Here is a 26,006-nt window from a genome sequence, read left to right on the forward strand (position 1 = left end):
CTCAAATATCTCAGTGACTATCTTTCACGCTCTGTTATTACAAGGAAGTAACAATGAGTTATGTATTCAGCGATATGGAAAAATCAGAGATTATCAACGCAGCCAATATTTGCAAAGGAATGAGGCTGCGCTCAAAACAGCTTCAGTACGATGCACTGAAATTAGCAGGGGCAAGCTGCGCCCCCTGTACCAAAAGCTGTTCGATATTATTGGCGAAAAAATTTCTGAGGTTTTCGCTGTCGATAAAGAGGCTGGAGAGGTGCTGAAAAACGCCAGACTCTGGCTTGCCGTGGCCATTGATGCCAACGGTGGAAACGGTGCCTACTCGGCCCTGATTCGTGGTTACACCTCACGTCAGGGTGAACTCAGACTGAATACGATTTTCAGTGAAGACCTGATGCAGCTTTCATCCAACCAGGTTGCCGTCAACTTCATCAATACCCTGATCAACGGATCCCTTGCCGGTCAACTGGCGCCATGGACGGTTCCGTCAATCAGCCAGATCGCTGAAATCGACGCCAGCGCGATTGGCGAGGCGCTGTTCAAGGAGGTTTGCGGGGAGGACGATACCGCCGTGAAACGCAATGCCGGCTGGTCTGGAACAGTCGGATTCAGCCTGTTGGGCGGTAAACCTCCCTATGAAACGTGGAGACTGATCTCTGCGGGCGACCCGGATGCGGAAGATGGCGGCCCACCCACTCAGGCAAAGCCCAACCGGCTCGACGACTATAAAAACATTCTCTTCGCCATCGACGCCTACAGCGTCGGCCTGCGAGCGGCCATCAATAATTTCGGCGTCAATCCACTGCAAAGTCTGCTTTCAGTGGTGCCGGAGCAAGTCAATATCGCGCTGGCCAGTGGCAGTGTGAATCCGCTAATTGAACATGTAGTAAAAGGCACGCCTGTTGCCGCCGTGGTCGAGCTGATCTTGCGCTACGGCCAGAACGAATTTTTCGACATGTTCAAGCGCACTTACGACGGCGATTCTGCTGCCACACCCACCACCAACGAAACCTTCGCCAGCAACGCTTACGCATTCTTTTCGGCATTCTCCGCAGAACAGTCGCAAAGCATCGTCACCCGGACAATAGGCGAGTTCGGCAATGCCAATGCATGGGCAAAACTGGCAGGCGAGGCGACGCCGCTCGGTCTGGCGTTGCGTAACTCTTTGCAGCAACTCAGTGAAGTCGTCATAGAGCGAGCCGACGCTTATCCCGACCGCAACCTTGAACTTTACGATCCGCACACTGGCGAAGGCGACATCACCGCACCGTGGCTGGCGGATCGAGCGCAAATGCTGGCGCGGTTGATTGCCCGAACCCAGGGCTCGTTTGGCGAACACTCGCTGCAGCAGTTTTCCTACTCCGATCTCGCCTCAGGCAAACAGGCGCCGATGACCACCGGAGTGCTGAACCCGCTGGCCCTGTTCGGTGATGACGGCGGGCGATCTTTCGCTGGTGGCGCAAATGCCGATCATCTGTATGGCGGCGTGGGCAATGACTCGATCCATGGGATGGCCGGTCACGATGTCATTGAAGGTGGTCGCGGCAATGACTCGCTGAGCGGAGGTGACGGCAATGATGTGTTGTACGGGATGGCCGGTGATGATGTGCTGATCGGAGGAAGGGGTAACGATTCTCTGATCGGGGGCGAAGGCAACGACCGTTATGAATTCTCCAGCGGCGATGGCCTCGACGAGATTCTTGATGCCAATGCCAATGGGCAACTGTGGATCAACGGCGGGCCGATTCCCCATCTCGAACGCCGCGCGCCTCTGAGCAATATCTGGTCTACCGAGGATCGGTCCATCAGCCTGACGCTTGTTGAAAGCACCCTCAACATCAAATACGGCGAGGGCGATCTGGTGGTGATCAAAAACTTCCAGCCCGGGATGCTTGGCATCCGCCTCCCTGAATACGAGGGGCAGCCGCTCACTGCTGCGGATTTGACGCTTCAGGGCGACTGGAGAGCCAAAGACGCAGATCCAACTGTCCCCGGCGATCAGCCCTCCTTTGATGAACTGGGCAACGTGGTGCTGCTGCCCCAGGTTAAACAGCGCAACAAGGCCGACGTACTTTACGGTTCCGCCGCAGACGACGTCATTCTCGGCTTGGGTGGTTCTGATCGATTGTTCGGCAAGGCTGGAGACGATCGATTATTCGGCGACAAGCAGACGACAATCGAAAAGGCCCTGGTTGAGGGTGATGCCAAGGGCAAGGCAAGTCGCGGAGACTGGCTCGACGGCGGGCAAGGTGACGATTTACTTATCGGTACGGCATCGCGAGACGTTCTGCTCGGTGGCAATGACCGGGATACCCTGATCGGCGGTGCTGGCGATGATGTGTTATCCGGGGACGAAACCACCGGTGCGCTGGAACAAGGTTGGGCGGTCAAGCGCGCTGCCGTCACGATTGCTCGCGGTGTGACCAGTCACCGAGCGGTCTATTCAAAGGCCTCGATAAACAGCGCGCCCGAGGGCGCTGACGACGTGCTGTACGGGCAGGGTGGCAAGGATATTATCAACGGCGGCTGGGGTGAGGACCTGCTTGACGGCGGAGCTGACGACGATTTTCTCAAAGGCGATCAAGGTAACGACACCCTGGCCGGTGGCAGCGGCAACGACGTAATGCTCGGCGACAACCTCGATTGGGGCGGTGGTCTACCCAGCAAACACCATGGCAACGATATGCTGGACGGCGGCAGTGGTGATGATTCACTCGGCGGTAACGGTGGCAGCGACGCTTTGTATGGCGGCCCTGGCAACGACATCTTGCAGGGTGATGACGGCGTACTGGACGGCGTCGAAGGCGATGCCGCGCATTTTTTGGCGATGATCTGCTGGACGGTGGCCCCGGCGATGACAAGCTCTGGGGCGGCGGTGGCGATGATTTGCTCTTCGGCGGCGAAGGCAATGATGATCTGATTGGCGATAGCCCCGAGCATCCGGTTCGTTATCAGGGTAACGACTTTCTTGATGGCGGTGCGGGGGATGACACCCTGCGAGGCATGGGCGGCGCGGATACGCTGCTGGGTGGGGCGGGAGCTGATTTCCTCGATGGTGACGTGTCTGACCTGCAGCCGGGCGGCATCAACGATGATTTGCTTCAGGGCGGTGAAGGAAACGATACGTTGCAGGGTGGCTTCGGTGCGGACACGCTGTACGGCGGCGCGGGTGACGACATCCTGGCCGGCGATTACGAAAACAGCGCTGAGGCCGAGCACAATGCCGATTATCTGGACGGTGGTTCAGGCAACGACACGCTGCTCGGAGGCGCTGGCAACGACACCTTGCTGGGCGGGGAAGGGACGGACTACCTGCGCGGCGATTCTGGCGATAACGTGTTTGATGGCGGTCCCGGTCACGACGTGTTGGACGGGCTGGATGGCGCTGACATCTACTATTTCGGCGCTGGCGACGGCCTGGATATCGTCACCGATGCTGGCGGCCGCAACATCATCAGGTTCGGCGCAGGGTTTTCCGCGCGAAGCCTGAAGGCCGACGTTATCGAAGTTACCGTCGGTACGGTGTTGCGACTGGCCAATGGCACGGGCGACGCGATACTCATCAAAAATCACGAGAAGTGGAAGGATTCCACATTCAGTTTCAGCGACGGCGTGGTACTGGATTACGCAGATGTCCTGCGCAAAACTCTGCCACCAATAGAGACGGCCGCGTCACCCATACTGGAACCTGTCACCGTCCCTGCAACCCCTGAAAGCAAAGTTGAGGATCCGGTTCAGCCAGACGATGTAACCGCTACGGCGCAAGGCCCGGTGGCATCTGTTCAAACGGTCGACTGGACCGATGAGTTCCTCACGCAACTCAAGTCAAAACGCTCTGCCCGCAAACTCGCCACAGGTTTTACCTTGAACGATCAAGGCGTCTGGGTTCGCAGTCATATCTCCACCAGCGCCACCGGCTACACCACTCACACCGAACTGAACGATGACAGCATCGGGGCCGGGGCACTGTCGGAAACGCCGCCATGGATGAAGGCTGATGCCGGGCAAGCCGTGATCAGTGAGAGGCAGTCGAAGACCACAACCCGTGTCGAACAGAAACTGGTGAAAGCGGAGGGAGCAATGCCTTCCTCAAGCCAGGCACCTCGCTATTATCGATCCGGCTCGGCCAACGGGTTTTCATTCAATACGGGCGACGTATTGGTTGAAGACCGACAGCAATCCGGCGCGCTTGAAGGCTGGTACGTCTATCCGGCGGCAAGCTTCAGTTCGGGTGCAACAGTGCCCAAGGCGTTTCGCTGGGATGTCACGACTGAAACGATCAAACGGAAAATCGTCCATGGCAACGATGCCGGCGGGCGAGTCAACGTCGAAGTGGAAAACGTTTTCCACGGCGGCGCGGGAGACGATCTGATCGTCGCTTATGCAGGCTCCCCACTTGACTACGGCACTGTCGGTGACAGAACACCGGGCGCGTTTTTATCCGCAGGTGCAGGTGACGATACCTTGCTGGGCTCCGAGGGCGCCGACTATCTGCTCAGCGGCTCGGGTGATGACTGGCTCTACGGCGAAGACGGCGCCGACACCTACATCGTGCAAGCGCATGCCGGAGCGACAACCACGATTGCGGACGTGCTCAACCCTGTTTTCCACCGAGCAGAAATTGGCGTAGCGGGGTGGAAAGACCAATACGGATTGATCGATCAGGACACGGTCGTTCTTCCAGCAGGCGCGCAGCGCGATGTACTGCAATTGAGCTGGGGTGCTGCGCTGATAGAGACCACCCATGTCGAGCTGGAGCCCAACCCGAGTCGCGGGGCTTACCGCAACCCGCCGAGAGCGAAAATGCTTCATCCGACACTCGATATCCAATGGGGCGGGACGCAAAAGTCCGCATCGTCTTGCCCCACAACGGTGAACTTGAGGGCGCCGGTATTGAGCTCGCAAAGTTCGCCGATGGGTCGGTCGCAAGTTTGAAGCAGCTCCTGGAATCAAGTCAGCTGGGACCCGCGCCCGAGACTTTTCATACGGGTGTCATCGTCAACCATCCCACCCGTTCAACTTCCTTGCGAGACGGACGAGCACTTCCATTAGTCGGCGGTCGTGGCAATGACACGATAACCGGGGCGGGAGAGATCCGAGGTATGCAGGGGGATGATGTGCTCACGGGCAGCCCCGGTGATGATCTGCTGCTGGGGGGCCGGGTGATGACACGCTGGCGGGCGGCGCTGGAAGTGATCTCTACCGATACGATGGCCTCGGTCGAGACGTGATCATCAATAACGGAGGCGGCCGGGACGGGATCGATTTTTCCGAACGCAGGTTGACGATCGACAACTTGAAGTTTCACCGTGAGCGCGATGATCTGGTGATCGTGGTGGATTACGGCATGGCGCCGAAAATCCGGGTTTCCAATCACTTTTCCGCAGGTGAAAGCGCTATTGGCTTCATAAGGGTCAGCGAAGGAACAGCGACTCAAGACTACACCGCAACGCAAATTGCCGAACGTCTGCATCCTCTCCCGCCACTGAGGGACGTCGAGGATATTTTGATAAAGGGCGACGATGAAGCGCAGCGGGCATTGAAGGAAATCATTGGGTTCTACGAACTGAACGTCTGAGTTGCCAAACGACCGATTGAGCCAGCCCGCGACGCAAACCAGTTGCCATCGCGGGCCACGAGTCAGCTCAATACTGAGTCAGATCCGCCAACGGATGCCGCCCCTCCCAGACTTTATGAAAGTGCGCCTTGACCACCGCATCCGGCACGTTATTGATATCCGGCCAGTGCCAGTGCGGCTTCTGATCCTTGTCGATCAAACGCGCGCGCACGCCTTCGCTGAATTCCGGATGACGGCAGCAATTGAGGCTCAGGGTGTATTCCATCTGGAATACTTCGGCCAGCGACATGTGCCGCGCGCGGCTAATCTGTTCCCAGACCAGATGCGCGGTCAGCGGTGAACCCTCGGTCATGGTTTTCGCCGCGCGGGCAATCAACGGATCGCTGCTGTCGCGGTGCAGGCTGATGGCTTTCCACGCACAGGCAACGTCGCTGACATCGAGCAGTTCGTCGATCTGCGGACGACGCGGCAGCCACTGCGCTTCGGGCATTTGCTCAAGTGCCTCCTGCTGCAGAGCCTTGAGCAGGCTGTTGAGCTGCATGGCGGTCTGTTCCTGCCAGTTCAATTGCAGCAAGCCTTCGATCAATTGCGGTTGCTGTTCGTCGAGCAGGAAGCGGTCGGCCAGATCCAGATCCAGCGCATCACGGCCGTTGATGTGCGCGCCGGTCAGGCCGAGAAACAAGCCGAGCCTGCCCGGCAATCGGGCGAGAAACCAACTGGCGCCGACGTCCGGATACAGACCAATGGTGATTTCCGGCATCGCCAGACGGCTGCTCTGCGTGACGATCCGCGTGCTCGCGCCTTGCAACAGGCCCATACCGCCGCCCAGCACGTAACCGTGCCCCCAGCAGATCAGCGGTTTCGGATAGGTATGCAGGCTGTAATCGAGGCGATATTCCGCGCTGAAAAATTGCGCGGCCAGCGGCGGGACTTCGCCGGGGTGAGCACGGCAGGCTTCGACCAGGCTGCGCACTTCGCCACCGGCGCAGAAGGCTTTGGCGCCGTTGCCGCGCAGCAGCACGCAGACGACTTGCGGGTCATTGGCCCAGGCGTTCAATTTGTCGCTGAGGGCGTTGATCATCGGCAGGGACAGGGCATTCAGCGATTTTTCGGCATCCAGGCTGGCGATGCCGATGCGGGCGCCGTCGGTGCCGGTAAGTTCTTCGAAGTGCAGATTCATCGTGACCTCGATCGGGAATTTGAGCGATCAGTATGATCGCTATGGGGAAAGTGCCGGGTCTGCGTCAGATCAATTGACAAGCGTGGTCGGCTTTCCTAGGGTTCGCCCCATTGTTTTTGCCGGAAATGACCATGACTGCTGACGACCGTATCAAACTCGAACCGAGCTGGAAGGAAGCACTGCGTGCTGAGTTCGACCAGCCGTACATGGCAGAGTTGCGCAGCTTTCTGCAGCAGGAGCGGGCCGCCGGCAAGGAGATCTATCCGCCGGGACCGATGATTTTCAACGCACTGAACTCCACGCCGCTGGACCAGGTGAAAGTGGTGATCCTCGGCCAGGACCCGTATCACGGCCCGGGCCAGGCCCACGGTCTGTGCTTCTCGGTGCAACCGGGCGTGCCGGCGCCGCCGTCGCTGGTCAACATCTATAAAGAGCTGAAGCGCGACCTCAATATCGACATTCCCAACCACGGCTACCTGCAGAGCTGGGCCGAACAGGGTGTGCTGCTGCTCAACACCACCATGACCGTCGAGCGCGCCAACGCCAACGCGCACAAGGACAAGGGCTGGCAACACTTCACCGACCGCATCATTGAAGTGGTCAGCGAAAAGCAGCCGCATCTGGTATTCATGCTTTGGGGCGCCCATGCGCAGAGCAAGCAGAAGCTGATCGACGCGACCAAGCATCTGGTGCTGACCTCGGTGCATCCATCGCCGTTGTCGGCCTATCGCGGATTTTTGGGTTGTGGCCACTTCAGCCGGACCAACAAGTTTCTCGAACAGAATGGCGAAACGCCGATCGATTGGCGCTTGCCACCAATTTGATGTCTCGACCGGGTTGGCCCTTCGCGAGCAGGCTCGCTCCCACAGGAATTGTGTGCAATCCACAAACCCCGGTGGGAGCGAGCCTGCTCGCGAAAAGGGCAACTCGGTTTTCAGTCTTACGCGGGATGACGGTTCCAGTACCTGAACAACGGCTCCGCCAGAAACAGCACAAACAACAGCCGCATCACCTGCATCGCCGTTACCAGTGGCACCGACAATTGCAGGGTCTCCGCCGTCAAGCTCATCTCGGCAATCCCGCCGGGCATCATCCCAAGGGTCAGCGAACGCAAATCCAGATGGGTCAGCGTACTCAAGCCCAACGCGGCCAGTGACGCGATCAACATGGTCAGTGCCGTGCCGATCAAAGTCCGGCCCATGAAGGATGGGGCGTGGCGGAAGAACTGGCGATTGAAGTGACAGCCCAGACCGCTGCCGATCAGCCATTGGCCGATCTGACTGCCGCCATTGGGCAAACCGATGTGCAAATCCCACGTAATGCTCACCGCCGCACTGACCAGCAACGGCCCGAACAGCCATGGATTGGGTTGGCGCAAACGCTGCCAGAGCCACGCGAGCAGGGCGCCCGCTGGGAAAAGAATCGCCAGCCAGCGCCAATCGACGCTGCCGGCGTGAGCAATCGGCGTGCCGTCACCGAGCAGATACTTGAACGCCGCCGGCACGCACAACACCACCACCAGTACCCGCAGACTCTGCCCGGCCGCAACATGGCTGAGCCGGGCGCCATTGCGCGCGCCAAGGTTGACCATCTCCCCGGAACCACCGGGCATGCTTGAGAAAAATGCCGTGGCACGGTCCTCGCCGGTGCGGCGCATCAGCCACACGCCGACTACCGCCGACAGGCTGGTGACCAGCGCACCGAAGAAGATCAAACCGAAATGACTGAGCACCTGTTCCATCACCAGCGGGGTGAAGTGCAGGCCGATACCGATGCCGACGATCCACTGTCCGCACTTGCGCCCGCCAGGATTTCCGCCAGTTGCCACGGCGTCAGGCAGCGCACCAGGATGATCGCCAGCAACGAGCCGACCATCCACGGTAGCGGCCAGCCGATCTGGCTGGCGATGAAACCGCCAAGCAGACCGACCAGCGGGGTGCCCCACCAGGCTTTCAGGGAAGCGCGATCAGACATCGGCGATGGCGCGCCGCGCAGCCGAACGCTTGCGCCAGATGCGAATCAGCGGCATCAGCAGCATGATCGCGGTGAGGATCCAGCAACCGAAGGTGATCGGGCTCGACCAGAGAATCTCCAGCGCACCGTTGGAGATCGACAGGGCGCGACGCAGGTTCTGCTCCATCAGGCCACCAAGGATAAAGCCCAGCAGCAGCGGCGACAGCGGGAAATCCAGCTTGCGCAGGATGTAACCGAAGATGCCGATACCGATCATGAGGAACAGATCGAAGGTGGTCGCGTGCACCGCGTAAACACCAATCCCGGTGATGATCGCGATGATCGGCACCAGCGCCCAGTTCGGCACCGCGAGGATGCGGGTGAACACGCGGATCATCGGGATGTTGAGGATCACCAGCATGACGTTGGCGATGAACAACGACGCGATCAGGCCCCAGACGATGTCCGGTTGCTGTTGGAACAGCAGTGGACCCGGGGTGATGTTGTACAGCGACAGCGCGCCGATCATCACCGCCGTGGTGCCCGAACCCGGAACGCCGAGGGTCAGCATCGGAACGAGAGCGCCGCACGCCGCGCCGCCGATAGCGGTTTCCGGCGCGGCCAGACCACGGGGATCGCCTTCACCGAATTTGCCGCTGGTGCCGGCGATGCGCTTCTCGGTCATGTAGGCCACGGCACTGGCGAGCGTTGCGCCGGCGCCGGGCAGCACACCCATGATGAAACCGAGCACGCCGCAGCGGACGTTGACGACGAAAACCGACGCCGCTTCCTTGAAGTTGAACATCATCCGGCCGGTGGCTTTCACCGCTTCCTGGCCGTGGTGGGTTTTTCCAGCAGCAGAAGGATTTCGCTGATCGAGAACAGACCCAGCACCAGCACAACGAACTGAATGCCGTCGGTCAGGTGAATGTTGTCGCCGGTGAAACGGTACACACCACTGTTGGCGTCGATGCCGACGGTGGAAAGGAACAGACCGATCAGCGCCGCAATAAAGGTCTTCAGCGGTCGATCACCGGCCATGCCGCCGAGACAGACAATCGCGAACACCATCAACACGAAGTATTCCGCCGGTCCGAAGGCAATCGCCCATTTCGCCAGCAGCGGCGCAAACAGCACCATGCCGCAAGTGGCGATGAATGCGCCGATGAACGAACTCCACGCCGACAGCGACAGTGCCACACCGGCCATACCTTTACGGGCCATCGGATAGCCGTCGAGGGTGGTCATTACAGTTGAGGCTTCGCCCGGAATGTTCAGCAGGATCGAACTGATCCGGCCGCCGTATTCGCAGCCCAGATACACCGCCGCGAGCAGAATCAGCGCCGACTCCGGCGGCAGGCCGAGGGCGAACGCGATCGGGATCAGCAGCGCCACGCCGTTGATCGGACCGAGGCCCGGCAACAGACCGACGACGGTGCCGATCAGAGTGCCGCACAATGCGGTCACCAGGTTGTACGGGCTCAGCGCGACGCCGAAGCCCTGACCCAAATAGCCAAGGGTATCCATATCAGTTCTCCAGGACGCTGAGCAGGCCGAGAGGCAGCGGAACATCCATCAAGCGATCGAACAGCAGATAGAGACCAACCGCCATCAGGCTGATGATCACCACGCTCGGCAGCCAGCGGCCGCCGTAGAGACGCGCCATCGGTACGCCGGTAATGATGCTGGCCACGATGAAACCAAGGGGTTCGAAGGTGCCGGCAAACACCAGCAACAACACCACGCACAGACCGATCTTGGTCAGGGTTTCGCGATCCAGCGGCGGCTCATCCGGGTTGTGTTTGATCGGCGCCGGGCGAAACACCATGTACAGCAGTGCCAGGCCCATCAGGCCGAGCATCAGCAGCGGAAAGGCGCGCGGGCCGACCGGTTCGTAGGAAAAGGCCGCTTGGTACGGCCACGCCATCAGTGCCAGGCCGGCACACACCAGCAGCAACACTGAGGCGAAAATGCGTTGAATTAGCATGGGAGCTCCTGGGCTGCGTCCCTGCGTAGGAGACGCAGCCACTAGACAGAGACGATCACTGGATCAGGCCGAACTCTTTGGCCAGCACTTTGTAGTCGGCGACCTGCTTCTTCACGTAGGTGTCCAGTTCCGGGCCGGTCATGGCGAACGGGAACAGCTCACGCTGATCGCGCAGCTTGGCGAACTCGTCGGAAGCGAGCAGTTTGTCGAACGCGTCTTTCCACCAGGCGTAGTCTTCGTCGCTGACTTTCGGCCCGAGGTAGAAGCCCCGCACCACTGGCCAGACGATGTCATAGCCTTGCTCGCGAGCGGTCGGGATGTCTTTCATTTCCGGCTCGTCCAGACGTTTGTCGGCGAACACCGCGAGCAGACGCATGTCACCGCTCTGGATGTGCGGCATGGAGTCGGAGATGTCGGTACTGCCGACCTGGATGTGACCACCGAGCAGGGCCGTGGCGATTTCACCGCCGCCTTCGAGTGCCACGTAACGCAGCTCGCGCGGGTTGATCCCGGCAGCCTTGGCGATCAATGCGGTCTGCATCCAGTCCTGACTGCCGACGGTGCCGCCGGAGCCGATGACCACCGAGCCTGGATCTTTCTTCAGGGCTTGAACGAGATCGTCCAGAGTCTTGTAGGGCGAATCGCTTTTCACTGCGATGGCGCCGTAGCTGGTGCCAACCGCCGCGAGCCAGCGCACGTTGGTTTCATCAAAGCGACCGAACTTGCCCTGCGCCAGGTTCAACAGCGAACCGCTCGACCATGCGACCAGCGTGCCGGCATCCGCCGGGCGTTGCGCGACCACCGCGTTGTACGCCACCGCGCCGACACCGCCGGGCATGTAGGTGACGCGCATCGGCTTGCTCAGCAGCTTCTGGTTGACCAGGGCGCTCTGCACCAGTTTGCAGGTCAGATCGAAACCGCCGCCGGGGAGGCAGGAGCGATGCATTCCGGGCGTTTCGGCTCGGCCATGAGTTGGCCGGCGAACAGCATCGCGCCAGCGGCGAGAGCGACTTTACGCAGTGATACGTTCATTTGAGTCTCCAGAGGAGTTGTTGTTATGGATGGACTGAATGATCAACGGGCAACGCTAAAGCTTAGCGGCAGGCGCAGTTTTCTCGCGGCGGGAGCGCAAGCATTGAAACAACGGAGGGGAAACAGGACCGCGGTGAGAAACCGACAGTGCAATTCTGGAATCGAGCAAGGCGAGCAGGCATTACAGCCTTGGTGCGCATGGAAGGCATGCTGGGGTACTCCGTTATTGTTCTTATGGGTCGAAAACGCTTCATGGCGTTTTTCGTTGCGCTGTGTGGCAGCAGCGCGACAGTCGAAACTGTCCGTGAGCCGACTCTAACCGGCTAACCTTTCAGCAACCTTTCAGTTGTCTTTCACGGTTTTCGGGCTTCACAGCGGCGGTTGCGGCTGTAAACTCCGCGGCAAAGCGCGGCGTCGGCCAACCCTGAACGAGGTACAAATCCATGCGTGTCCTGCTCGTCGAAGACCATTTGCAACTGGCCGAAAGCGTGGCTCAGGCGCTCAAGAGCACCGGTCTGACGGTGGACGTGTTGCACGATGGCGTGGCCGCCGACCTGGCATTGAGCAGTGAGGAATACGCCGTGGCGATTCTCGATGTCGGCCTGCCGCGCATGGACGGTTTCGAGGTGCTCGCGCGGCTGCGCGCTCGCGGCAAGAACCTGCCAGTGTTGATGCTGACCGCGCGCAGCGATGTGAAAGATCGCGTGCATGGCCTCAACCTTGGCGCTGACGATTACCTGGCCAAACCGTTCGAACTCACCGAGCTGGAGGCACGGGTCAAAGCCCTGTTGCGCCGCAGTGTCCTCGGCGGCGAGCGTCAGCAGCGCTGTGGCGTACTGGCTTACGACCTCGATACGCGTCGCTTCACCCTCGGCGAAGAACTGCTGACCCTGACCTCGCGCGAGCAAGCCGTCCTCGAAGCATTGATTGCGCGGCCGGGGCGAGTGATGAGCAAAGAACAACTGGCCGCGCAGGTGTTCGGCCTCGACGAAGAAGCCAGCCCCGACGCCATCGAAATCTACGTGCACCGCTTGCGCAAGAAACTCGATGGCCAGCCCGTGGCCATCGTGACCTTCCGTGGCCTCGGCTATCTGCTGGAAAGCCGCGATGCATAAGCCCAGCAGCCTGCGCTGGCGCTTGCTGTGGAACCTGGGATGGTTGCTGGTGGTGCTGATGCTCGCCAGTGGCTTGAGCGCTTACTGGAACGGTCGCGAAGCTGCCGACACCGCCTATGACCGCACGCTGCTGGCCTCGGCACGGACTATTGCGGCGGGATTGTCGCAGCGCGATGGCAGCCTCAGCGCCGACGTGCCTTATGTGGCGCTGGATACCTTCGCCTATGACAGCGCCGGGCGCATCTATTACCAGGTCAACGACATTCACCAGAAGTTGATTTCCGGCTACGAAAATCTGCCCGGACCGCCGCCCGGCACGCCACGCACCGACAGCTATCCGGCGCTGGCACGTTTTTATAACGCGAAGTACAACGGCCAGAACGTACGCGTGGTCAGCCTGCTCAAAGCCGTGAGCGAGCCGAACATGAACGGCATGGCGGAAATCCGCGTGGCCGAAACCGACGAAGCGCGGGTCAGCATGGCGCGCAGTCTGGCGGCGGATACTTTGCTACGTCTGGGTATGCTGGCCGTGGGCGCGTTGTTGCTGGTGTGGTTCGCGGTGAGTGCGGCGCTGCGCCCGCTGGAACGCTTGCGCACCGCAGTGGAAGAGCGCCAGCCCGACGACTTGCGGCCACTGCCGCTGGTGGAAGTGCAGCATGAACTCGGGCCATTGGTGCGCGCACTCAACCATTTCACCGAGCGCCTGCGCGGCCAGTTCGAACGGCAGGCGCAGTTCATCGCCGATGCCGCTCACGAATTGCGCACACCGCTGGCGGCACTGAAGGCGCGGCTGGAACTGGGCCTGCGCTCGAACGAGCCGGAAACCTGGCGCACCACCCTCGAATCGTCGGCACAAAGCACCGATCGCCTGACGCACCTGGCCAATCAGCTGCTGTCGCTGGCCCGCGTCGAAAACGGTGCACGGGCGATTGCCGAGGGCGGCGCGCAGTTGCTCGATCTGAGTCAGTTGGCCCGTGAACTGGGCATGGCCATGGCGCCGTTGGCGCACAAGCGTGGCGTAGCGTTGGCATTGGAGGCGGACGAGCCAGTGTGGTTGCGTGGCGAACCGACCCTGCTCAATGAACTGCTGAGCAATCTGGTCGACAACGCGCTGGCGCATACGCCGCCGGGCGGCAATGTGATTTTGCGGGTCACGGCGCCGGCGGTGCTTGAGGTTGAGGACGACGGGCCGGGGATTCCGCTGCACGAGCGTGATCGAGTATTCGAGCGATTTTACCGGCGTAATCAGCAGGTCGCCGGTTCCGGACTGGGACTGGCGATTGTCGGCGAGATCTGCCGTGCGCATCTGGCGCAGATTACCCTGCATGATGGCGAGCAGGCGGGGTTGAAGGTGCGGGTCAGCTTTATTGCCGGGTAGTACTTTTGTGGCGAGGGATTTTCCCCGGGTAGTAATCTTGTGGCGAGGGATTTATCCCCGCTCGGCTGCGCAGCAGTCGCCGTTCGGATCGCAGAGTCTAGGGTCGCTTCGCAACCCAACGGGGATAAATCCCCTCACCACAGGTCAGTAGAACATTGACCGCGATTCTTCCAGATCCGCGCAAAATTGCTTGTTCTCCGGATCAATCCCCAGCTTTCTGAACGCCGGCACACTCAGCGGATCAATCCGCGCAAAGGGATGGTCGGTGCCCTTGCGGCAATACAGGTTCGCCACTTGCACCACGTCCACGTAATCGATGCGGGCCGAGTCGCGTTCGAAATCCTCATAGAGCAACGGCAGTTGCACCAGACGCTCGGGAAACTCCCAGACCCGCAGTAACTTCTCGCCCAGCACTGGATGAATCTGCTCGATCACATGGGTCAGGCTGACCGCATCCGAGAGCAACTCGTTGTGGTCTTCGGCGTAAGTCAGAATCGGCAACACGCCAATCTGATGCACCAACCCGCCGAGTGCTGCTTGATCAGGCTTGAGCTGGGTATGACGACGGCAAAGTGCATAGCTGACGCCGGCGATCTCCAGACTGCTGCGCCAGACTTCGCGCATTTTCTGCTCAACCACTTCGGAGCGGGCGTTGAAGATCTGCTCCATGACCAACCCGATCGCCAGGTTGCTGCTGTAGTTGATGCCCAAACGGGTGATGGCGGTGTGCAGGTCGGTGACTTCCTGCGCGGCGCGCAGCAGCGGACTGTTGACCACTTTGATCAGGCGCGCCGACAGCGCGGTGTCGCGGCCGATGACTTTGCTCAGATCGCTGACGCTGATTTCCGGATCCTCGGCGGCCTTGCGAATTTGCAGGGCCACTTCCGGCAACGTTGGCAGAACCAGGTCATCGTTATCGATGGCCGCAACCAAATCCTGTTGGACCTTTTCCGCCAGTTCGCTCATTTGGACTCTCTAGGGTCTTGCAACAATGCTGCGATCAGCGCTGGATTTCGCGGTCGCGATCCAGTTCGTAAGGCAGGTCGAGCACGTGCAACGCGGGGCCTTCGAGGGCGCCCAGACGCAAATCACCGGCTTCGGCAGCTTCGGCCTGCAACACGGCCAGGAGTTCAATGTTTCCCTCGGCATTGGCGGCCAGCACCACTTCGCCGATCGAACTGTTGTGGCTGGGTGCGAACAGTTGAGTGGCGGGCTCTGGCAATTCAGTCGCGTCGAGGCGCAAGCGGTACAGACGACGCTTGAGCTTGCCCAGGTACTGCATGCGCGCAACGATTTCCTGACCGGTGTAGCAGCCCTTCTTGAAACTCACGCCGCCGACCGCCTGCAGATTGAGCATCTGCGGGATGAACAATTCGCGAGTGGAAGGCATGACCTGACCGATACCGGCGCGGATCTGGCCCAGCAACCATTGATTCAGCCCTGTCTCAGGCAGGGTGGCCGACAGTTGGCCTTGCACGCTTTGCGCCTGAGCGGCAGGCACCCAGAGTTCGGCACGGTTGGGCGAGACGCGAATGGCAATCAGGCTTTCATTGCGCACAACGCTGTCGGTTTCGGCGGGCAGTGCCAGACCGAGGCTCGTCAGGGCTGCGTCGCCATGCTCCAGACCGAAGCGCCCCAGGCGGCGCTTTCATCGGTCAGTTTCGATTTGGAGAACACCGCGTACTTTTTCAGGTCGGCCAGTTGCGGCTCGAGCAGCTCGCTGGCCATCGCCATCACCACACCGTCGCCTTCCAGCAGGATGCGAAAGCTCGACTGCATCCGGCCTTTTTGCGTGCAGCGGGCGCCAAGGCTGGCGCGGGTGTCACTCAGGTAATTGATATTGCAGGTCAACTGGCCTTGCAGGAACTTTCCGGCGTCCGCACCGCGAACCGCGAGTACGCCTTCATGAGACAGGGTGCAGAAAAAAGCAGAATCGGCCATGGGTCATCGCAGGGTAAATAGACTGGGGCACATCATAAGGGGGCAGGGTTGAAATGGGTAGTTGATAAAGGATCAGGGTGCCCGACCAAAGCCGACTGTGCGGCCCGCGTCGGGCCTGTATACTGCCCGGCAAATTCGAGGAGGGCTCCATGGTCGAACAAGTTGAACTGAATCGCCTCTTTTGGCACAGCCGTCGCGGCATGCTTGAGCTTGACGTGCTGCTGGTGCCGTTCGTGCAGGAGGTTTACGCGACGTTGAATCAAGTGGATCGCGATCTGTACGTGCGCTTGCTGACCTGTGAGGATCAGGACATGTTCGGCTGGTTCATGGAGCGCAGCGAGTCGGAAGATCCGGAGCTGCAACGCATGGTCCGGATGATTTTGGATCGTGTCCAGCCCAAGTAATACGTTCGAATGCCGCTGGCATGCCTCACGGCAGTTGCTGGCGGCGTATCTGCTGGCCCAGGCGTTCGCCATGGGCTCGTTGTTTCTGCTGTCGATTCCACTCTGGGCCAGTCTGTTCGGCGCTTGCGTCTGTGCGCTGCATGGTTTTTGGGTGCTGCCACGGCAGATTTTGCTGAGTCATCCGAAAGCATTTTGCGGGTTGCGGCGCGACGGCGATGGCTGGCAGGTCTGGAATCAGGCTGATGGCTGGCAAGCAGTGCAATTGCGCCCGGACAGTCTGGCGCTGCCATTGATCGTGGTGCTGCGCTTTCGCCTGCGCGGAGAGTGGCGGGTCAGGTCGATCTGCGTGCCGCGTGACTCGCAGGCGGCGGATCTGCACCGACGCCTGCGAGTGCGGCTCAAGTTCAGCCGGCGTAGGTGGGCGGCACCAGAATAGTGTCGAGCGCTTCGGGCAGCATATCCGGATAGTCGAGGGTGTAATGCAGCCCGCGGCTTTCCTTGCGTTCCATGGCTGAGCTGATCATCAATTCGGCAACTTGTGCCAGGTTGCGCAGCTCGATCAGGTCACGGCTGACTTTATAGTTGCTGTAGAACTCGACCGTATGAGGCTAAACCCAATGGATACAGGGGTTTCAGCCGATGACCGTCAACCACCGCTCCCAAAGTGGGACAAACCTGTTACAAACTGCGCTCGCCAAGCCGTACCACTATCGCCGGTCTGGTCGCTATTACCTTCGCCTTCGCCCTCAAGGAACCGTTAAGGGCTTCTTCACGCTGTCACTCAGGACTACCGACAAGGCCACCGCAATGACCATCTCCGACGACATCCTCTCGACTCTCAAGGCTTACCACTTGGACAACCCTGAGGCGTCATGGGACGAACTCCGTGAGCGCTTGATTGAGTTCGCTGAGTACAACCTGACGATGGCACACGGTGATAGCTCGCTGGTCGCTTACGAGATGATCAACGATGAGCATCACTTGGCACTTCGTAAGGCCTCCGCAAAGCTGCCCCTGAGCGTCAACCAGCAACGAGCAGTGAGTAAGGCTCTTGAGATTCTTGAGGCCTCTCAGGAGCGTATGCGGGGAAGTCAGGGAAGCTGGTCGAAATCGTAAAGGACCTCAACGAAGAATCTTGTGGCACGTCTTTGGCCCTCTCCTTGCCTTCATCTGTAAACGCTTTTCCGAGGCTGACCTTTAAGTCTCTCTCTGCGCTCTACATGGAGGAACGCAAAGACAGCATTCAGCCCAGCACCATGCGCGACGTGAAGTCATCGTGTGAAGCTATCGGCGCGGTCCTTGGCGAGCTGGACATGAAGAACCACACACGGGAGGACATGAAGAGCCTCAGGGACAAGCTTCTTGAGGACCGTAAGCCTTCGACAGTTAAGAAGCTGCTGACCCGGCTATCAACGGTCATGGATTGGGCTGTGAACAATGGCTATCTCGACAAGAGTTTCGATAAGGGCCTGAAGCCAACTAAAGGCGCTGACAGCTCCCGTGAGGCACTCTCTCAAGATCAGGTAAAGGCCCTGATGACTCACGCTAACTCACTACCAGTGGACGCATGGCAGCGTTGGGCGTTGTCCCTTGGGGTCATCACCGGGACCCGTATCGAGGAGCTCAGACAGTTGACCAAGGATGACGTAAAGCAGGTTGGGGAGTGTGGGTCATCGACATCAATAGGAACGACGGCAAGACAGCCAAGACCAGGAACGCTTTGCGTGTCATACCGCTGACTGACGGTGCCTGTGGGTTCGACCTTCAAGCGTTCCGTGGGTTTGTCGATAAAGCTGATTCCCGACTGTTCACGTTAGGGGCTGGTCAGTTCTCGAACGTGCTTAATAAGGCCCTTAGGGATGTCCTAAGTTTGAACGCTGATCGGACCCAGACCTTCCATTCTTTGCGTCACTCTCTGGCCGGTGCATTGAAGGCTGCTGAGATCCCTGTGGGGACCGCTGAGTCAATCTTGGGGCATGCTTCGGGATCTATCAGTTATGACCTTTATGGCGCTGGAAGTACGGTCGAAGTGACTCGATTAGCTGAGGCTTTGAAAGTAGCTTTGCGTTTCAGGGTGAAATTTTTAACATTCCTTGTGGTAATTACTGAGCCGATCTTGGGGCACCGGGGCACGCTTCATGGTCGGTCAGTTATGACTGATCTTATGGGCAAATAGAAATTATACAATTAGGTCTTAATGGAATGAGAAATCTCGAACTTTATGGCGGTGAAAAGGTAGCTCAAGAGCTTAGAAAACGTGAGCTACAGCTGCTTTCGATAGATTCAAATGGTGAAAAAGCCGCAAGAACTATGGCTTGGAAAATGTTTTGCGATGATGAGCTAAAAATAGACGACAGCAATAGTAATTTATCACGGCTCGCACAGATCAAGTATTTTCATGCCGTTGACTTACTTCCTCAATATGGCCTGTCGATGGATATTGATGAGCGTAAATTCAGAGATTGTTTTCTCGATGAGTTGTGGGTGATAAATAAGAGTGTCACTAAGAAGGAGTTCAATTGGTGTTTTACGTGTTTGTGGCTTTAGGCCTGTTTGGGCTATACAAGATATTTTTCTGATGCCTGCGACCAAGACCTTGAGTGGGTCGAGGTCGCAAGTCTTTATTGGTCTCGAAATATTTGAAGTAGAGTGGTGGGTGATTTGATTTGATTGTTCATAAAATCAAAATAGTCTCGTCCGCCTGCCGCTTGTCCTTTATCGAATCCTTCTACTCCTTGTAGTTGCATTGAGGCGCGAGTGTACTCATCGGTGGAGCCTATGTCTTTTCTTAGCAAGGCTTCATGTCCGTACAGCATGCAAATGAAAAACTCCTCATCGTCTCTTAATGGTGCATTCGAATACTGTAAGGAAGCGTCAAGAAAACCTATAAAATAGCCTCTTACAAAGTCGCTGCTGAGTTTGGCTTTATAGCTTGATACGGATCTGCACAGCATGAGATTAAATTCAAGAATAGTAGCTGTGCGTGAAAGTGTTTCTCTGATTTGCTGATTTTGGGGGTGGGTTTTTTCTTTAAGAAGCCAAACATTTAAAGCGTCCTGTATACTAAAATTTGTCCGGGCGATTTGTCTGCGAAGATTTGCCTCGGGAGTCCTGTCCAGAGTCACTCGAGATTTGTTTTTGCTGCTTCCTCGTTTTCTTGAATTCTGAGTTCGAAGGTATTGGATAGATGAGTGTACTGATGGATTTGATCCAGAATCAGAAAGCCTATTAGTGACGCTTTTCTTGTAAATGAAGAGGTCGGGTTTTTGCCATGGCTGACTGTGTTTCTACTTATGAAGTCAGTTTCTTCAGTAACGTTGAAATCTTTAAAATAGTGCTTGTTTAGATACTCTCCGAATCTATCGGGGAGTAGTCTTGTGATTGTGTGAGTGTGCTTTGTTACATTGGTGGATATGTGAGAAGATAGCGCGCTCTGTTGTCTTCCTTGTTTTTGAGGGTTTGCTCGGATGAAGTCCTCTCGGAGAAGTGCCTCAATCCTTGGGTATAATATGTGTATTGATGCGTCATAATCCTCATTCAGATGGTACTTCATTGATTTTTCAATGAGGGCGTAATGTGGTTTTATTTTCTCGTTGTTGCTTATTTTTGATAGCCAATTGTTACTGTCGTCACATAACTTTTGGTCGATGCTTTGCTCTATTTCCTGAGTGTCCCAGTCGAGCTTTAAATAATTAAGCAGGTTTAGTTGTTGCTCGTAATCAAGATAAGAGAACGGGAACCAACCGGAAGCAATGATTTTACGCCACTCGTCGTCATTTAAATCAAATATCTCTGGAAAAACCGAAGCCGAGAATCCAGTAGCTATAAGGCGACCTACGTCGTAGTCTATAGGTGCGTAATTTTCATTTTCTAATAGAGGGCCGAAATCCCAGAATAGAATTCTCTCCCATCCATTGTTTAGTATGATTACATAGCCACAATCCTTGGGGAATTCTATACCTTCTAATATCATTTTGTCGAAGTGGTGGAGGTCATTTTTTCTTACTGCGTCACCAGCTTCAACGCTTCTGGTTACCAATGCTTCAGCATATATGTCGAAGTCATTTAGATGTACTTCTGTCTCAAGATTTTCGTGAATTATGGCGACGAAGCGCTTAACCGTTGAGGCGTGGAAGTCCGCGTAGGCCATTTCTAAAATTTGGTTAGGGAAAGCTTCAACCTTACGAATGAAATCTCTACCGCTTGACGATAGGGAAACCCCTCGGTACTGGATAAGTGCGGGTTCTCCAGCTCTCGCAGCGTTCGTGCAGTAACCGGCAGGCTTTTCTTTTAGGTGAATTACTTTCTTCATCGCTCGATCCCTATGTGCCGAATTCTTGACTGCCCTTGCTTAAGACTCTGCCAGAAATAATCACTTTATGCCAATAAGGCATCGTGCCGATATTCGTTGGTTTCCCCCATCCTTACAGTTTCTTGAATTTACAGGTGGGTTTCGCCCGATGGTCTGAGGATTTTGCAGGGCGTAGGGCTGAACTATAACGGAACCAAGTAGCTGCTCGTTAAGATCCGCTACGAATTACTTAAAGCTCTTGAGATGTTCTCTATGGAGACCATCGTGTCACGTATGTGCCCATTTCTCGGATGGCCCGCCGTTACCTGCAAGCCTTAAGGTCGCCGTGCAAATGCTGATGAGGCCCCACCTAAGGGACAGAGGGCTTTGTCCTTCTGAGATTCTGCCGGGTAGGTTGGAATAAACCCTTACTTACAATGGAAGATACGAATAGTTTCTTCTGATGCCCATTTAGATTTGTCTGTAAAGACCCTCACTAAGGCCACAGGACTAATACCTCCGGGCCCACTCTCGTAAACCTTAGTCGAGCCAATTGGGCTTAAATCCCAATCTACGCATGGATGACGGTTACAACCTCGGAACTCCCCACTTAAAACCCCTCACCTAAACAGGGACCACCGAGCCCATCCTAATCCCCTCGCAACCAACGGAGACCACCGCTACCAAGGAGACCCGCCACATGACCCATTTCTCTACCGTTCTATTTCAAACCCTGGCCCATGACTTCGACCGGGCCGACTACCTGACAGGTCTTCGCCTTGTGCCTAATAAACCCAAGCGAGGAACCGTGCCGACAATCATTGATAACCCTTTCTGTGGTCAACTGGATTTTCAGGACCGGTATGACCGATGGTCTGAGGACATCCTTTCAGGAGTCGCAAGGCTGGACCACGGCGGAGCCAAACAGCTCCCGGTTAAGACCCTCTATGAATTGCTTGAGGCCCTTGAGGTTTTCTCTACGGAGACCATCGGGGCACACCTGGGTCTGTCCTCCCGGATGGCTCGCCGCTATCTCAGTGCCCTTGAGGTCGCCTTGCAACCGCTTATGAGGTCCCGGCCTAAGTGGCTGAGGGCTGCTATGGGAGACTTTGAATGTCACCAGCGCGAGACCACCCCGGCCATTCAATCGACACCCAACCAGATGGCACAGCTACGTCTGGACCTGGGAACTGATGCGTTCGCCATTTAATGCGGACACAAGATAAAGAACCCTAAGTACCGACCTCTAAGAGGCACTGACTCAATGAGGACACAAGACTAAAGCCATCCCTAAATGACCCTTCCTTTGTGACGGGGATTATTTGCTGATAAGCAATCCCACCTCTTAGAGACCTTTAAGACCCTCTGAGCTTAGTGCCTGGGTCTACCGACCACTGATTGAAAGCACCACTGAGCAACCTTTAAGAGACCACTGAGCAGCCGCCCAGGACCTGCGCGCACCTCTAAGACCTGCACCATGGGTCACTAAGGAGAACCACCACCACACAATAAGGAGACATCTACCATGCAAAACATTCAGATCGACGTTAAGAACCTTTCCGCTTCCTACAAGGCCGACCCTAAGAGCCCTTCGGGCCTTGCGACCCTTGAAGGTCAACCCGTAGGCAACCAGCGTCCCGATGGCTATTGGTCATTTCAAGGGCTGGCAGTTCACCGGGTCGTGTACGCACTGGTCACCGGCAAGGACCCTCAAGGGCTCTACATCGACCACCGCGACGGGAACCCCGGGAATAACAAGACCAGCAACCTAAGGGCCTGCACCAATCGCCAGAACGCACAGAACACCCCAGGTCGTTCCCGCTTCCTGCCTAAAGGGGTCTACATCAACGCTAAGACTGGCCGTGTGTCTGGCTGTGTAGAAGGCTACGGCCTGGGTAAAAGTTTCATGCTGGCCGATGACCATGACAGCTCGCAGCTCAACGCAATGTGTCGTGCTGCCTATGAGGCAATCCTTGAGGAACACGGAGAGTTCGCCAACGTAAGGAGCTTCTTTTGTCAGTTACCCATTGAGGCCGTAATGGGGCCCGCTGAGGGGCCTTGCTAAGGCTGTTTAAGAGAGGACTCCCTCTGAAAGTCCCCGTATCGCCTGAGCCCTGCTGGGCTGACTTGTTGCTGACTCAAAGGCGACTAAACGAGAGCCTAAGGGGAGATGAGGAAATGACACGAAAATCTGAATGACCACCTGTAACTACTAACCTGCGCGCTTACCCCCGTGGGCCTTGCACGCTCATTCGGGCGCACGTTAAGGACCCTTGCGGGCAGGCGATAAGGACCCCAGCGTTAGGACAAATATGTGCCAAAGCTGTTACAGATCGGGGGCTTATGGTGCTACGCTAAGGGTCCTAACGTGCCTCATCTGGTCGGTGTAAGGATCGTATCCTTCGCCTCTGGCAGCATCTCTGGATAGTCCAGCGTGTAGTGCAGACCCCGAGATTCCTTGCGTTCCATCGCTGACTGGATCATCAGTTCAGCTACCTGAGCAAGGTTCCTCAACTCAATAAGGTCTCTGCTTACTCGGTAGTTGCTGTAAAACTCATCGATCTCATCCAGCAACAGACGCACCCGGTGCTGCGCCCGTTGCAGACGCTTGTTGGTGCGCACGATGCCGACGTAGTCCCACATGAATCGGCGCAGCTCGTCCCAGTTGTGCGCGATGATCACATCTTCATCCGAGTCGGTGACCTGGCTGGCGTCCCAGACGGGCAGGGCGCTCGGCGCCGCGATATCATCCAGCTGCGCGAGAATGTCCGCCGCCGCCGAACGGGCGTAAACGAAGCATTCCAATAGCGAGTTGCTGGCCATGCGGTTGGCGCCGTGCAGGCCGGTAAAACTGGTTTCGCCGATGGCGTAGAGGCCGGGCACGTCGGTGCGCCCATGCTGATCGACCATCACGCCGCCACAGGTGTAGTGCGCGGCGGGAACCACCGGGATCGGTTGTCTGGTGATGTCGATGCCGAAGCCCAGGCAGCGCTCATAAACAGTCGGGAAGTGGCTTTTGACGAACGCTTCGGGCTTGTGACTGATGTCGAGATACACGCAGTCGACACCCAGACGCTTCATTTCATGGTCAATGGCCCGCGCGACAATGTCACGAGGCGCCAGCTCGGCGCGTTTATCGAAGCGATACATGAAGCGCTCGCCATTGGGCAGCTTCAGATGCGCGCCTTCGCCACGCAGGGCTTCGGTGATCAGGAAGCTTTTGGCTTGCGGGTGATACAGGCAGGTCGGATGGAACTGATTAAATTCCAGGTTCGCCACCCGGCAGCCGGAGCGCCAGGCCATGGCGATGCCGTCACCGCAGGCGCCGTCAGGGTTGCTCGTATAAAGATAGACCTTGGCCGCGCCGCCCGACGCCAGAATCACGAAACGTGCGCCGTAGGTATCGACTTCCCCGGTGGCACGATTCAGTACGTAGGCGCCGAGACAACGGTCGCCTTCCATGCCCAAGCGGCGTTCGGTAATCAGATCGATGGCAACGCGCTGTTCCAGCAGTTCGATGTTCGCGCGCTCTTTGGCCTGGGCCAGCAAGGTCTTGAAGATCGCAGCGCCGGTGGCGTCGGCAGCATGGATGATCCGCCGATGGCTGTGGCCGCCTTCGCGGGTCAGGTGAAATTCGAAACCACCGTCTTCAGTGCCGGACTGTTCGTCGCGGGTGAACGGCACGCCCTGGTCGATCAGCCATTGGATGGCTTCGCGGCTGTGCTCGACGGTAAAGCGTACGGCGTCTTCATGGCACAAGCCGCCGCCCGCATTGAGGGTGTCGTCGACATGGGATTCGACAGTGTCGGTATCGTCGAGCACTGCGGCCACGCCACCCTGGGCCCAGAAGGTCGAACCGTTGGCGAGATCGCCTTTGCTCAATACGGCAATGCGCAGATGACCGGGCAAGGTCAACGCGAGACTCAAACCGGCAGCACCGCTGCCAATTACCAGAACATCGTGTTGGAACTGTTGGCTCATTTCAGGATTCCGCTCAAAGCGACCCGGGTCGGGGTTGGCGCAAGACAGCTGGATCGGCGAGTCAAGACAGCCACACAGCCCACTAGTATATAGAGGGGTTGGGCGGCACAATAGCCGGGCCCAGATGGCATTGTGAGACTACTGCGCGGTGAAAAGGGCTGTGCTTCGTCGGAAGATTTTTTCACAGGTGTGGGAAAAGACACCTGTATCGGCGCTGAAACAGACTTTTCCGCCCACGGTTGCGCAATCTCAGGTGGGTACGGCTATAAATAATTGGAACTTTTGCCAAAGGGCCAAGATCAATAGACGGTGCCAGAAACCACGGACAGTGTCGGCTTCAGTGCGGAATCTGCGTTTGGATTCCTGCCGGCGAAACCGATAACAAGATTATTCGCGCAGCCGGTTTATCCCGCGCTGCGTTTTTCGTGCGTGCCAAATCAGAGCTCGCAGGAAACTTGCTTGGAGGGGAGAACTTTTGCGAAAAGCCCGAGTCTATGTTTGCAAGTCTGGTCGTTTAGTAATGCAAGTCTCCTCCGGGCTTATCGAGGAGTGTTCATGCTAACCCAGGAAGAGGATCAGCAGCTGGTCGAACGCGTTCAGCGTGGCGACAAGCGAGCTTTCGATCTGCTGGTGCTGAAATATCAGCACAAAATTCTCGGGTTGATCGTGCGTTTTGTGCACGACACCCATGAAGCCCAGGACGTTGCTCAGGAAGCCTTTATCAAGGCGTATCGGGCACTTGGAAATTTCCGCGGTGACAGTGCGTTTTATACGTGGCTGTATCGTATTGCCATTAACACGGCAAAGAACTACCTGGTTTCCCGCGGCCGTAGGCCGCCGGATAGCGATGTAAGTTCAGAGGATGCGGAGTTCTACGATGGCGATCACGGCCTCAAGGATCTCGAATCACCGGAACGCGCATTGCTGCGGGATGAGATCGAAGGCACTGTCCATCGAACCATTCAGCAACTGCCAGAGGATTTGCGTACGGCTTTAACTTTACGTGAATTCGATGGTCTGAGTTACGAGGACATTGCGAGCGTCATGCAGTGTCCGGTGGGTACCGTGCGCTCCCGGATTTTCCGCGCTCGGGAGGCCATCGACAAAGCCCTGCAACCGTTGTTGCAGGAAAACTGAGACAGCGGCGACAGCCAAGAGAGGAA

21 protein-coding genes and 6 pseudogenes are annotated in these 26,006 nt (G+C 57.5%); 16 read left to right on the forward strand and 11 right to left on the reverse strand.

What is annotated here, in order from left to right; all coding sequences use genetic code 11:
- Window positions 1–13: 13 nt before the first annotated feature.
- From LJU32_11235 to LJU32_11250, 4 genes and pseudogenes are all read left to right on the forward strand, one after another.
- The gene (locus LJU32_11235) at window positions 14–2,923 is read left to right on the forward strand and encodes a hypothetical protein (protein ID WKV90645.1); all 2,910 of its coding nucleotides are present in this window, start codon (window positions 14–16) and stop codon (window positions 2,921–2,923) included.
- Window positions 2,839–4,938 (forward strand): hypothetical protein, encoded by a 2,100-nt coding sequence (locus LJU32_11240; protein ID WKV91080.1) that lies wholly within the window; start codon window positions 2,839–2,841, stop codon window positions 4,936–4,938. Before LJU32_11235 ends, LJU32_11240 begins: the two co-directional genes overlap by 85 nt.
- Window positions 4,939–5,096: 158 nt before the next feature.
- Window positions 5,097–5,212 (forward strand): annotated as a pseudogene (locus LJU32_11245) (hypothetical protein).
- An 18-nt stretch (window positions 5,213–5,230) separates the two neighbouring features.
- Window positions 5,231–5,581 (forward strand): hypothetical protein, encoded by a 351-nt coding sequence (locus tag LJU32_11250; GenBank protein ID WKV91230.1) that lies wholly within the window; start codon window positions 5,231–5,233, stop codon window positions 5,579–5,581.
- Between the two features lie 67 nt (window positions 5,582–5,648).
- Here the strand turns inward: LJU32_11250 and LJU32_11255 are convergent, their stop codons facing one another.
- Entirely contained in the window at window positions 5,649–6,761 is a 1,113-nt protein-coding gene (locus LJU32_11255; protein WKV90646.1) for an enoyl-CoA hydratase/isomerase family protein, read from the reverse strand.
- A 131-nt stretch (window positions 6,762–6,892) separates the two neighbouring features.
- Between LJU32_11255 and ung the strand changes: the two genes are divergently transcribed.
- Window positions 6,893–7,585, forward strand: coding sequence for a uracil-DNA glycosylase (ung, locus tag LJU32_11260; GenBank protein ID WKV90647.1), 693 nt, complete (start codon window positions 6,893–6,895; stop codon window positions 7,583–7,585).
- A 116-nt stretch (window positions 7,586–7,701) separates the two neighbouring features.
- On the opposite strand, the pseudogene LJU32_11265 reads toward ung, so the two are convergent.
- From LJU32_11265 to LJU32_11280, 4 genes and pseudogenes are all read right to left on the reverse strand, one after another.
- Window positions 7,702–8,735, reverse strand: a pseudogene (locus tag LJU32_11265) (AbrB family transcriptional regulator).
- Window positions 8,728–10,241 (reverse strand): annotated as a pseudogene (locus tag LJU32_11270) (tripartite tricarboxylate transporter permease). Before LJU32_11270 ends, LJU32_11265 begins: the two co-directional pseudogenes overlap by 8 nt.
- 1 nt (window position 10,242) lies before the next feature.
- The gene (locus tag LJU32_11275; GenBank protein WKV90648.1) at window positions 10,243–10,701 is read right to left on the reverse strand and encodes a tripartite tricarboxylate transporter TctB family protein; all 459 of its coding nucleotides are present in this window, start codon (window positions 10,699–10,701) and stop codon (window positions 10,243–10,245) included.
- Between the two features lie 55 nt (window positions 10,702–10,756).
- A pseudogene (locus tag LJU32_11280) lies at window positions 10,757–11,733 on the reverse strand (tripartite tricarboxylate transporter substrate binding protein).
- Between the two features lie 443 nt (window positions 11,734–12,176).
- Between LJU32_11280 and LJU32_11285 the strand changes: the two are divergent.
- Together LJU32_11285 and LJU32_11290 are read left to right on the forward strand one after the other, a co-directional pair.
- Window positions 12,177–12,848: a response regulator gene (locus LJU32_11285; protein WKV90649.1), complete on the forward strand. Its 672-nt coding sequence runs from the start codon at window positions 12,177–12,179 to the stop codon at window positions 12,846–12,848.
- Window positions 12,841–14,226 (forward strand): sensor histidine kinase, encoded by a 1,386-nt coding sequence (locus LJU32_11290; protein WKV90650.1) that lies wholly within the window; start codon window positions 12,841–12,843, stop codon window positions 14,224–14,226. The genes LJU32_11285 and LJU32_11290 overlap by 8 nt, the downstream gene beginning before the upstream one ends.
- A gap of 144 nt (window positions 14,227–14,370) precedes the next feature.
- Here the strand turns inward: LJU32_11290 and LJU32_11295 are convergent, their stop codons facing one another.
- Both LJU32_11295 and LJU32_11300 read right to left on the reverse strand, forming a co-directional pair.
- Window positions 14,371–15,192 carry an HDOD domain-containing protein gene (locus LJU32_11295; protein ID WKV90651.1) on the reverse strand — a complete coding sequence of 274 codons (822 nt, stop codon included), beginning with the start codon at window positions 15,190–15,192 and terminating at the stop codon, window positions 14,371–14,373.
- Window positions 15,193–15,226: 34 nt separating this feature from the next.
- Window positions 15,227–16,167: pseudogene (locus tag LJU32_11300) on the reverse strand (folate-binding protein).
- A 149-nt stretch (window positions 16,168–16,316) separates the two neighbouring features.
- On the opposite strand from LJU32_11300, the gene LJU32_11305 reads away from it, so the two are divergent.
- The gene (locus LJU32_11305; GenBank protein ID WKV90652.1) at window positions 16,317–16,571 is read left to right on the forward strand and encodes a succinate dehydrogenase assembly factor 2; all 255 of its coding nucleotides are present in this window, start codon (window positions 16,317–16,319) and stop codon (window positions 16,569–16,571) included.
- Window positions 16,555–17,007: a hypothetical protein gene (locus LJU32_11310; GenBank protein WKV90653.1), complete on the forward strand. Its 453-nt coding sequence runs from the start codon at window positions 16,555–16,557 to the stop codon at window positions 17,005–17,007. Before LJU32_11305 ends, LJU32_11310 begins: the two co-directional genes overlap by 17 nt.
- On the opposite strand, the pseudogene LJU32_11315 reads toward LJU32_11310, so the two are convergent.
- A pseudogene (locus LJU32_11315) lies at window positions 16,976–17,167 on the reverse strand (L-aspartate oxidase). The gene LJU32_11310 and the pseudogene LJU32_11315 overlap by 32 nt on opposite strands.
- Window positions 17,168–17,210: 43 nt before the next feature.
- Between LJU32_11315 and LJU32_11320 the strand changes: the two are divergent.
- The 4 genes from LJU32_11320 (at window position 17,211) to LJU32_11335 (ending at window position 19,118) form a co-directional block, all read left to right on the forward strand.
- Complete coding sequence (locus LJU32_11320) at window positions 17,211–17,687, forward strand: hypothetical protein (protein ID WKV90654.1); 477 nt, start codon at window positions 17,211–17,213, stop codon at window positions 17,685–17,687.
- Between the two features lie 104 nt (window positions 17,688–17,791).
- Window positions 17,792–18,310 (forward strand): tyrosine-type recombinase/integrase, encoded by a 519-nt coding sequence (locus tag LJU32_11325; protein WKV90655.1) that lies wholly within the window; start codon window positions 17,792–17,794, stop codon window positions 18,308–18,310.
- 98 nt (window positions 18,311–18,408) lie between these two features.
- The gene (locus tag LJU32_11330; GenBank protein WKV91081.1) at window positions 18,409–18,747 is read left to right on the forward strand and encodes a tyrosine-type recombinase/integrase; all 339 of its coding nucleotides are present in this window, start codon (window positions 18,409–18,411) and stop codon (window positions 18,745–18,747) included.
- A gap of 26 nt (window positions 18,748–18,773) precedes the next feature.
- On the forward strand, window positions 18,774–19,118 hold the full coding sequence (locus LJU32_11335; protein WKV90656.1) for a hypothetical protein: 345 nt from the start codon (window positions 18,774–18,776) through the stop codon (window positions 19,116–19,118).
- 74 nt (window positions 19,119–19,192) lie between these two features.
- On the opposite strand, the gene LJU32_11340 is transcribed toward LJU32_11335, so the two are convergent.
- Together LJU32_11340 and LJU32_11345 are read right to left on the reverse strand one after the other, a co-directional pair.
- On the reverse strand, window positions 19,193–19,696 hold the full coding sequence (locus tag LJU32_11340; GenBank protein ID WKV90657.1) for a hypothetical protein: 504 nt from the start codon (window positions 19,694–19,696) through the stop codon (window positions 19,193–19,195).
- Window positions 19,693–20,883 (reverse strand): hypothetical protein, encoded by a 1,191-nt coding sequence (locus LJU32_11345; GenBank protein WKV90658.1) that lies wholly within the window; start codon window positions 20,881–20,883, stop codon window positions 19,693–19,695. Before LJU32_11345 ends, LJU32_11340 begins: the two co-directional genes overlap by 4 nt.
- Before the next feature lie 679 nt (window positions 20,884–21,562).
- On the opposite strand from LJU32_11345, the gene LJU32_11350 reads away from it, so the two are divergent.
- Both LJU32_11350 and LJU32_11355 read left to right on the forward strand, forming a co-directional pair.
- Entirely contained in the window at window positions 21,563–22,072 is a 510-nt protein-coding gene (locus LJU32_11350; GenBank protein WKV90659.1) for a hypothetical protein, read from the forward strand.
- Between the two features lie 315 nt (window positions 22,073–22,387).
- On the forward strand, window positions 22,388–22,927 hold the full coding sequence (locus LJU32_11355) for an HNH endonuclease (GenBank protein ID WKV90660.1): 540 nt from the start codon (window positions 22,388–22,390) through the stop codon (window positions 22,925–22,927).
- Between the two features lie 308 nt (window positions 22,928–23,235).
- Here LJU32_11355 and nadB read toward each other — a convergent pair whose 3' ends face one another.
- Window positions 23,236–24,843, reverse strand: a complete 1,608-nt coding sequence (nadB, locus tag LJU32_11360; GenBank protein ID WKV90661.1) for an L-aspartate oxidase — start codon at window positions 24,841–24,843, stop codon at window positions 23,236–23,238.
- Window positions 24,844–25,398: 555 nt separating this feature from the next.
- On the opposite strand from nadB, the gene rpoE reads away from it, so the two are divergent.
- On the forward strand, window positions 25,399–25,980 hold the full coding sequence (gene rpoE / locus LJU32_11365; GenBank protein WKV90662.1) for an RNA polymerase sigma factor RpoE: 582 nt from the start codon (window positions 25,399–25,401) through the stop codon (window positions 25,978–25,980).
- The last annotated feature ends 26 nt before the right edge of the window (window positions 25,981–26,006 follow it).

The sequence above is a fragment of the Pseudomonas sp. B21_DOA genome (genome assembly GCA_030544685.1).
GTDB lineage: Bacteria > Pseudomonadota > Gammaproteobacteria > Pseudomonadales > Pseudomonadaceae > Aquipseudomonas > Aquipseudomonas fluorescens_AO.

Bases quoted from the DNA above. Each gene is read 5' to 3' on its own strand.
- LJU32_11355 (WKV90660.1), top strand. From the start codon at position 22,388: ATGCAAAACATTCAGATCGACGTTAAGAACCTTTCCGCTTCCTACAAG.
- LJU32_11295 (WKV90651.1), bottom strand. From the start codon at position 15,192: ATGAGCGAACTGGCGGAAAAGGTCCAACAGGATTTGGTTGCGGCCATC.
- LJU32_11345 (WKV90658.1), bottom strand. From the start codon at position 20,883: ATGAAGAAAGTAATTCACCTAAAAGAAAAGCCTGCCGGTTACTGCACG.
- LJU32_11350 (WKV90659.1), top strand. From the start codon at position 21,563: ATGACCCATTTCTCTACCGTTCTATTTCAAACCCTGGCCCATGACTTC.
- LJU32_11335 (WKV90656.1), top strand. From the start codon at position 18,774: ATGAGAAATCTCGAACTTTATGGCGGTGAAAAGGTAGCTCAAGAGCTT.
- LJU32_11285 (WKV90649.1), top strand. From the start codon at position 12,177: ATGCGTGTCCTGCTCGTCGAAGACCATTTGCAACTGGCCGAAAGCGTG.
- rpoE (WKV90662.1), top strand. From the start codon at position 25,399: ATGCTAACCCAGGAAGAGGATCAGCAGCTGGTCGAACGCGTTCAGCGT.
- nadB (WKV90661.1), bottom strand. From the start codon at position 24,843: ATGAGCCAACAGTTCCAACACGATGTTCTGGTAATTGGCAGCGGTGCT.
- LJU32_11275 (WKV90648.1), bottom strand. From the start codon at position 10,701: ATGCTAATTCAACGCATTTTCGCCTCAGTGTTGCTGCTGGTGTGTGCC.
- LJU32_11325 (WKV90655.1), top strand. From the start codon at position 17,792: ATGGAGGAACGCAAAGACAGCATTCAGCCCAGCACCATGCGCGACGTG.
- LJU32_11290 (WKV90650.1), top strand. From the start codon at position 12,841: ATGCATAAGCCCAGCAGCCTGCGCTGGCGCTTGCTGTGGAACCTGGGA.
- LJU32_11255 (WKV90646.1), bottom strand. From the start codon at position 6,761: ATGAATCTGCACTTCGAAGAACTTACCGGCACCGACGGCGCCCGCATC.
- LJU32_11305 (WKV90652.1), top strand. From the start codon at position 16,317: ATGGTCGAACAAGTTGAACTGAATCGCCTCTTTTGGCACAGCCGTCGC.
- ung (WKV90647.1), top strand. From the start codon at position 6,893: ATGACTGCTGACGACCGTATCAAACTCGAACCGAGCTGGAAGGAAGCA.
- LJU32_11320 (WKV90654.1), top strand. From the start codon at position 17,211: ATGACCGTCAACCACCGCTCCCAAAGTGGGACAAACCTGTTACAAACT.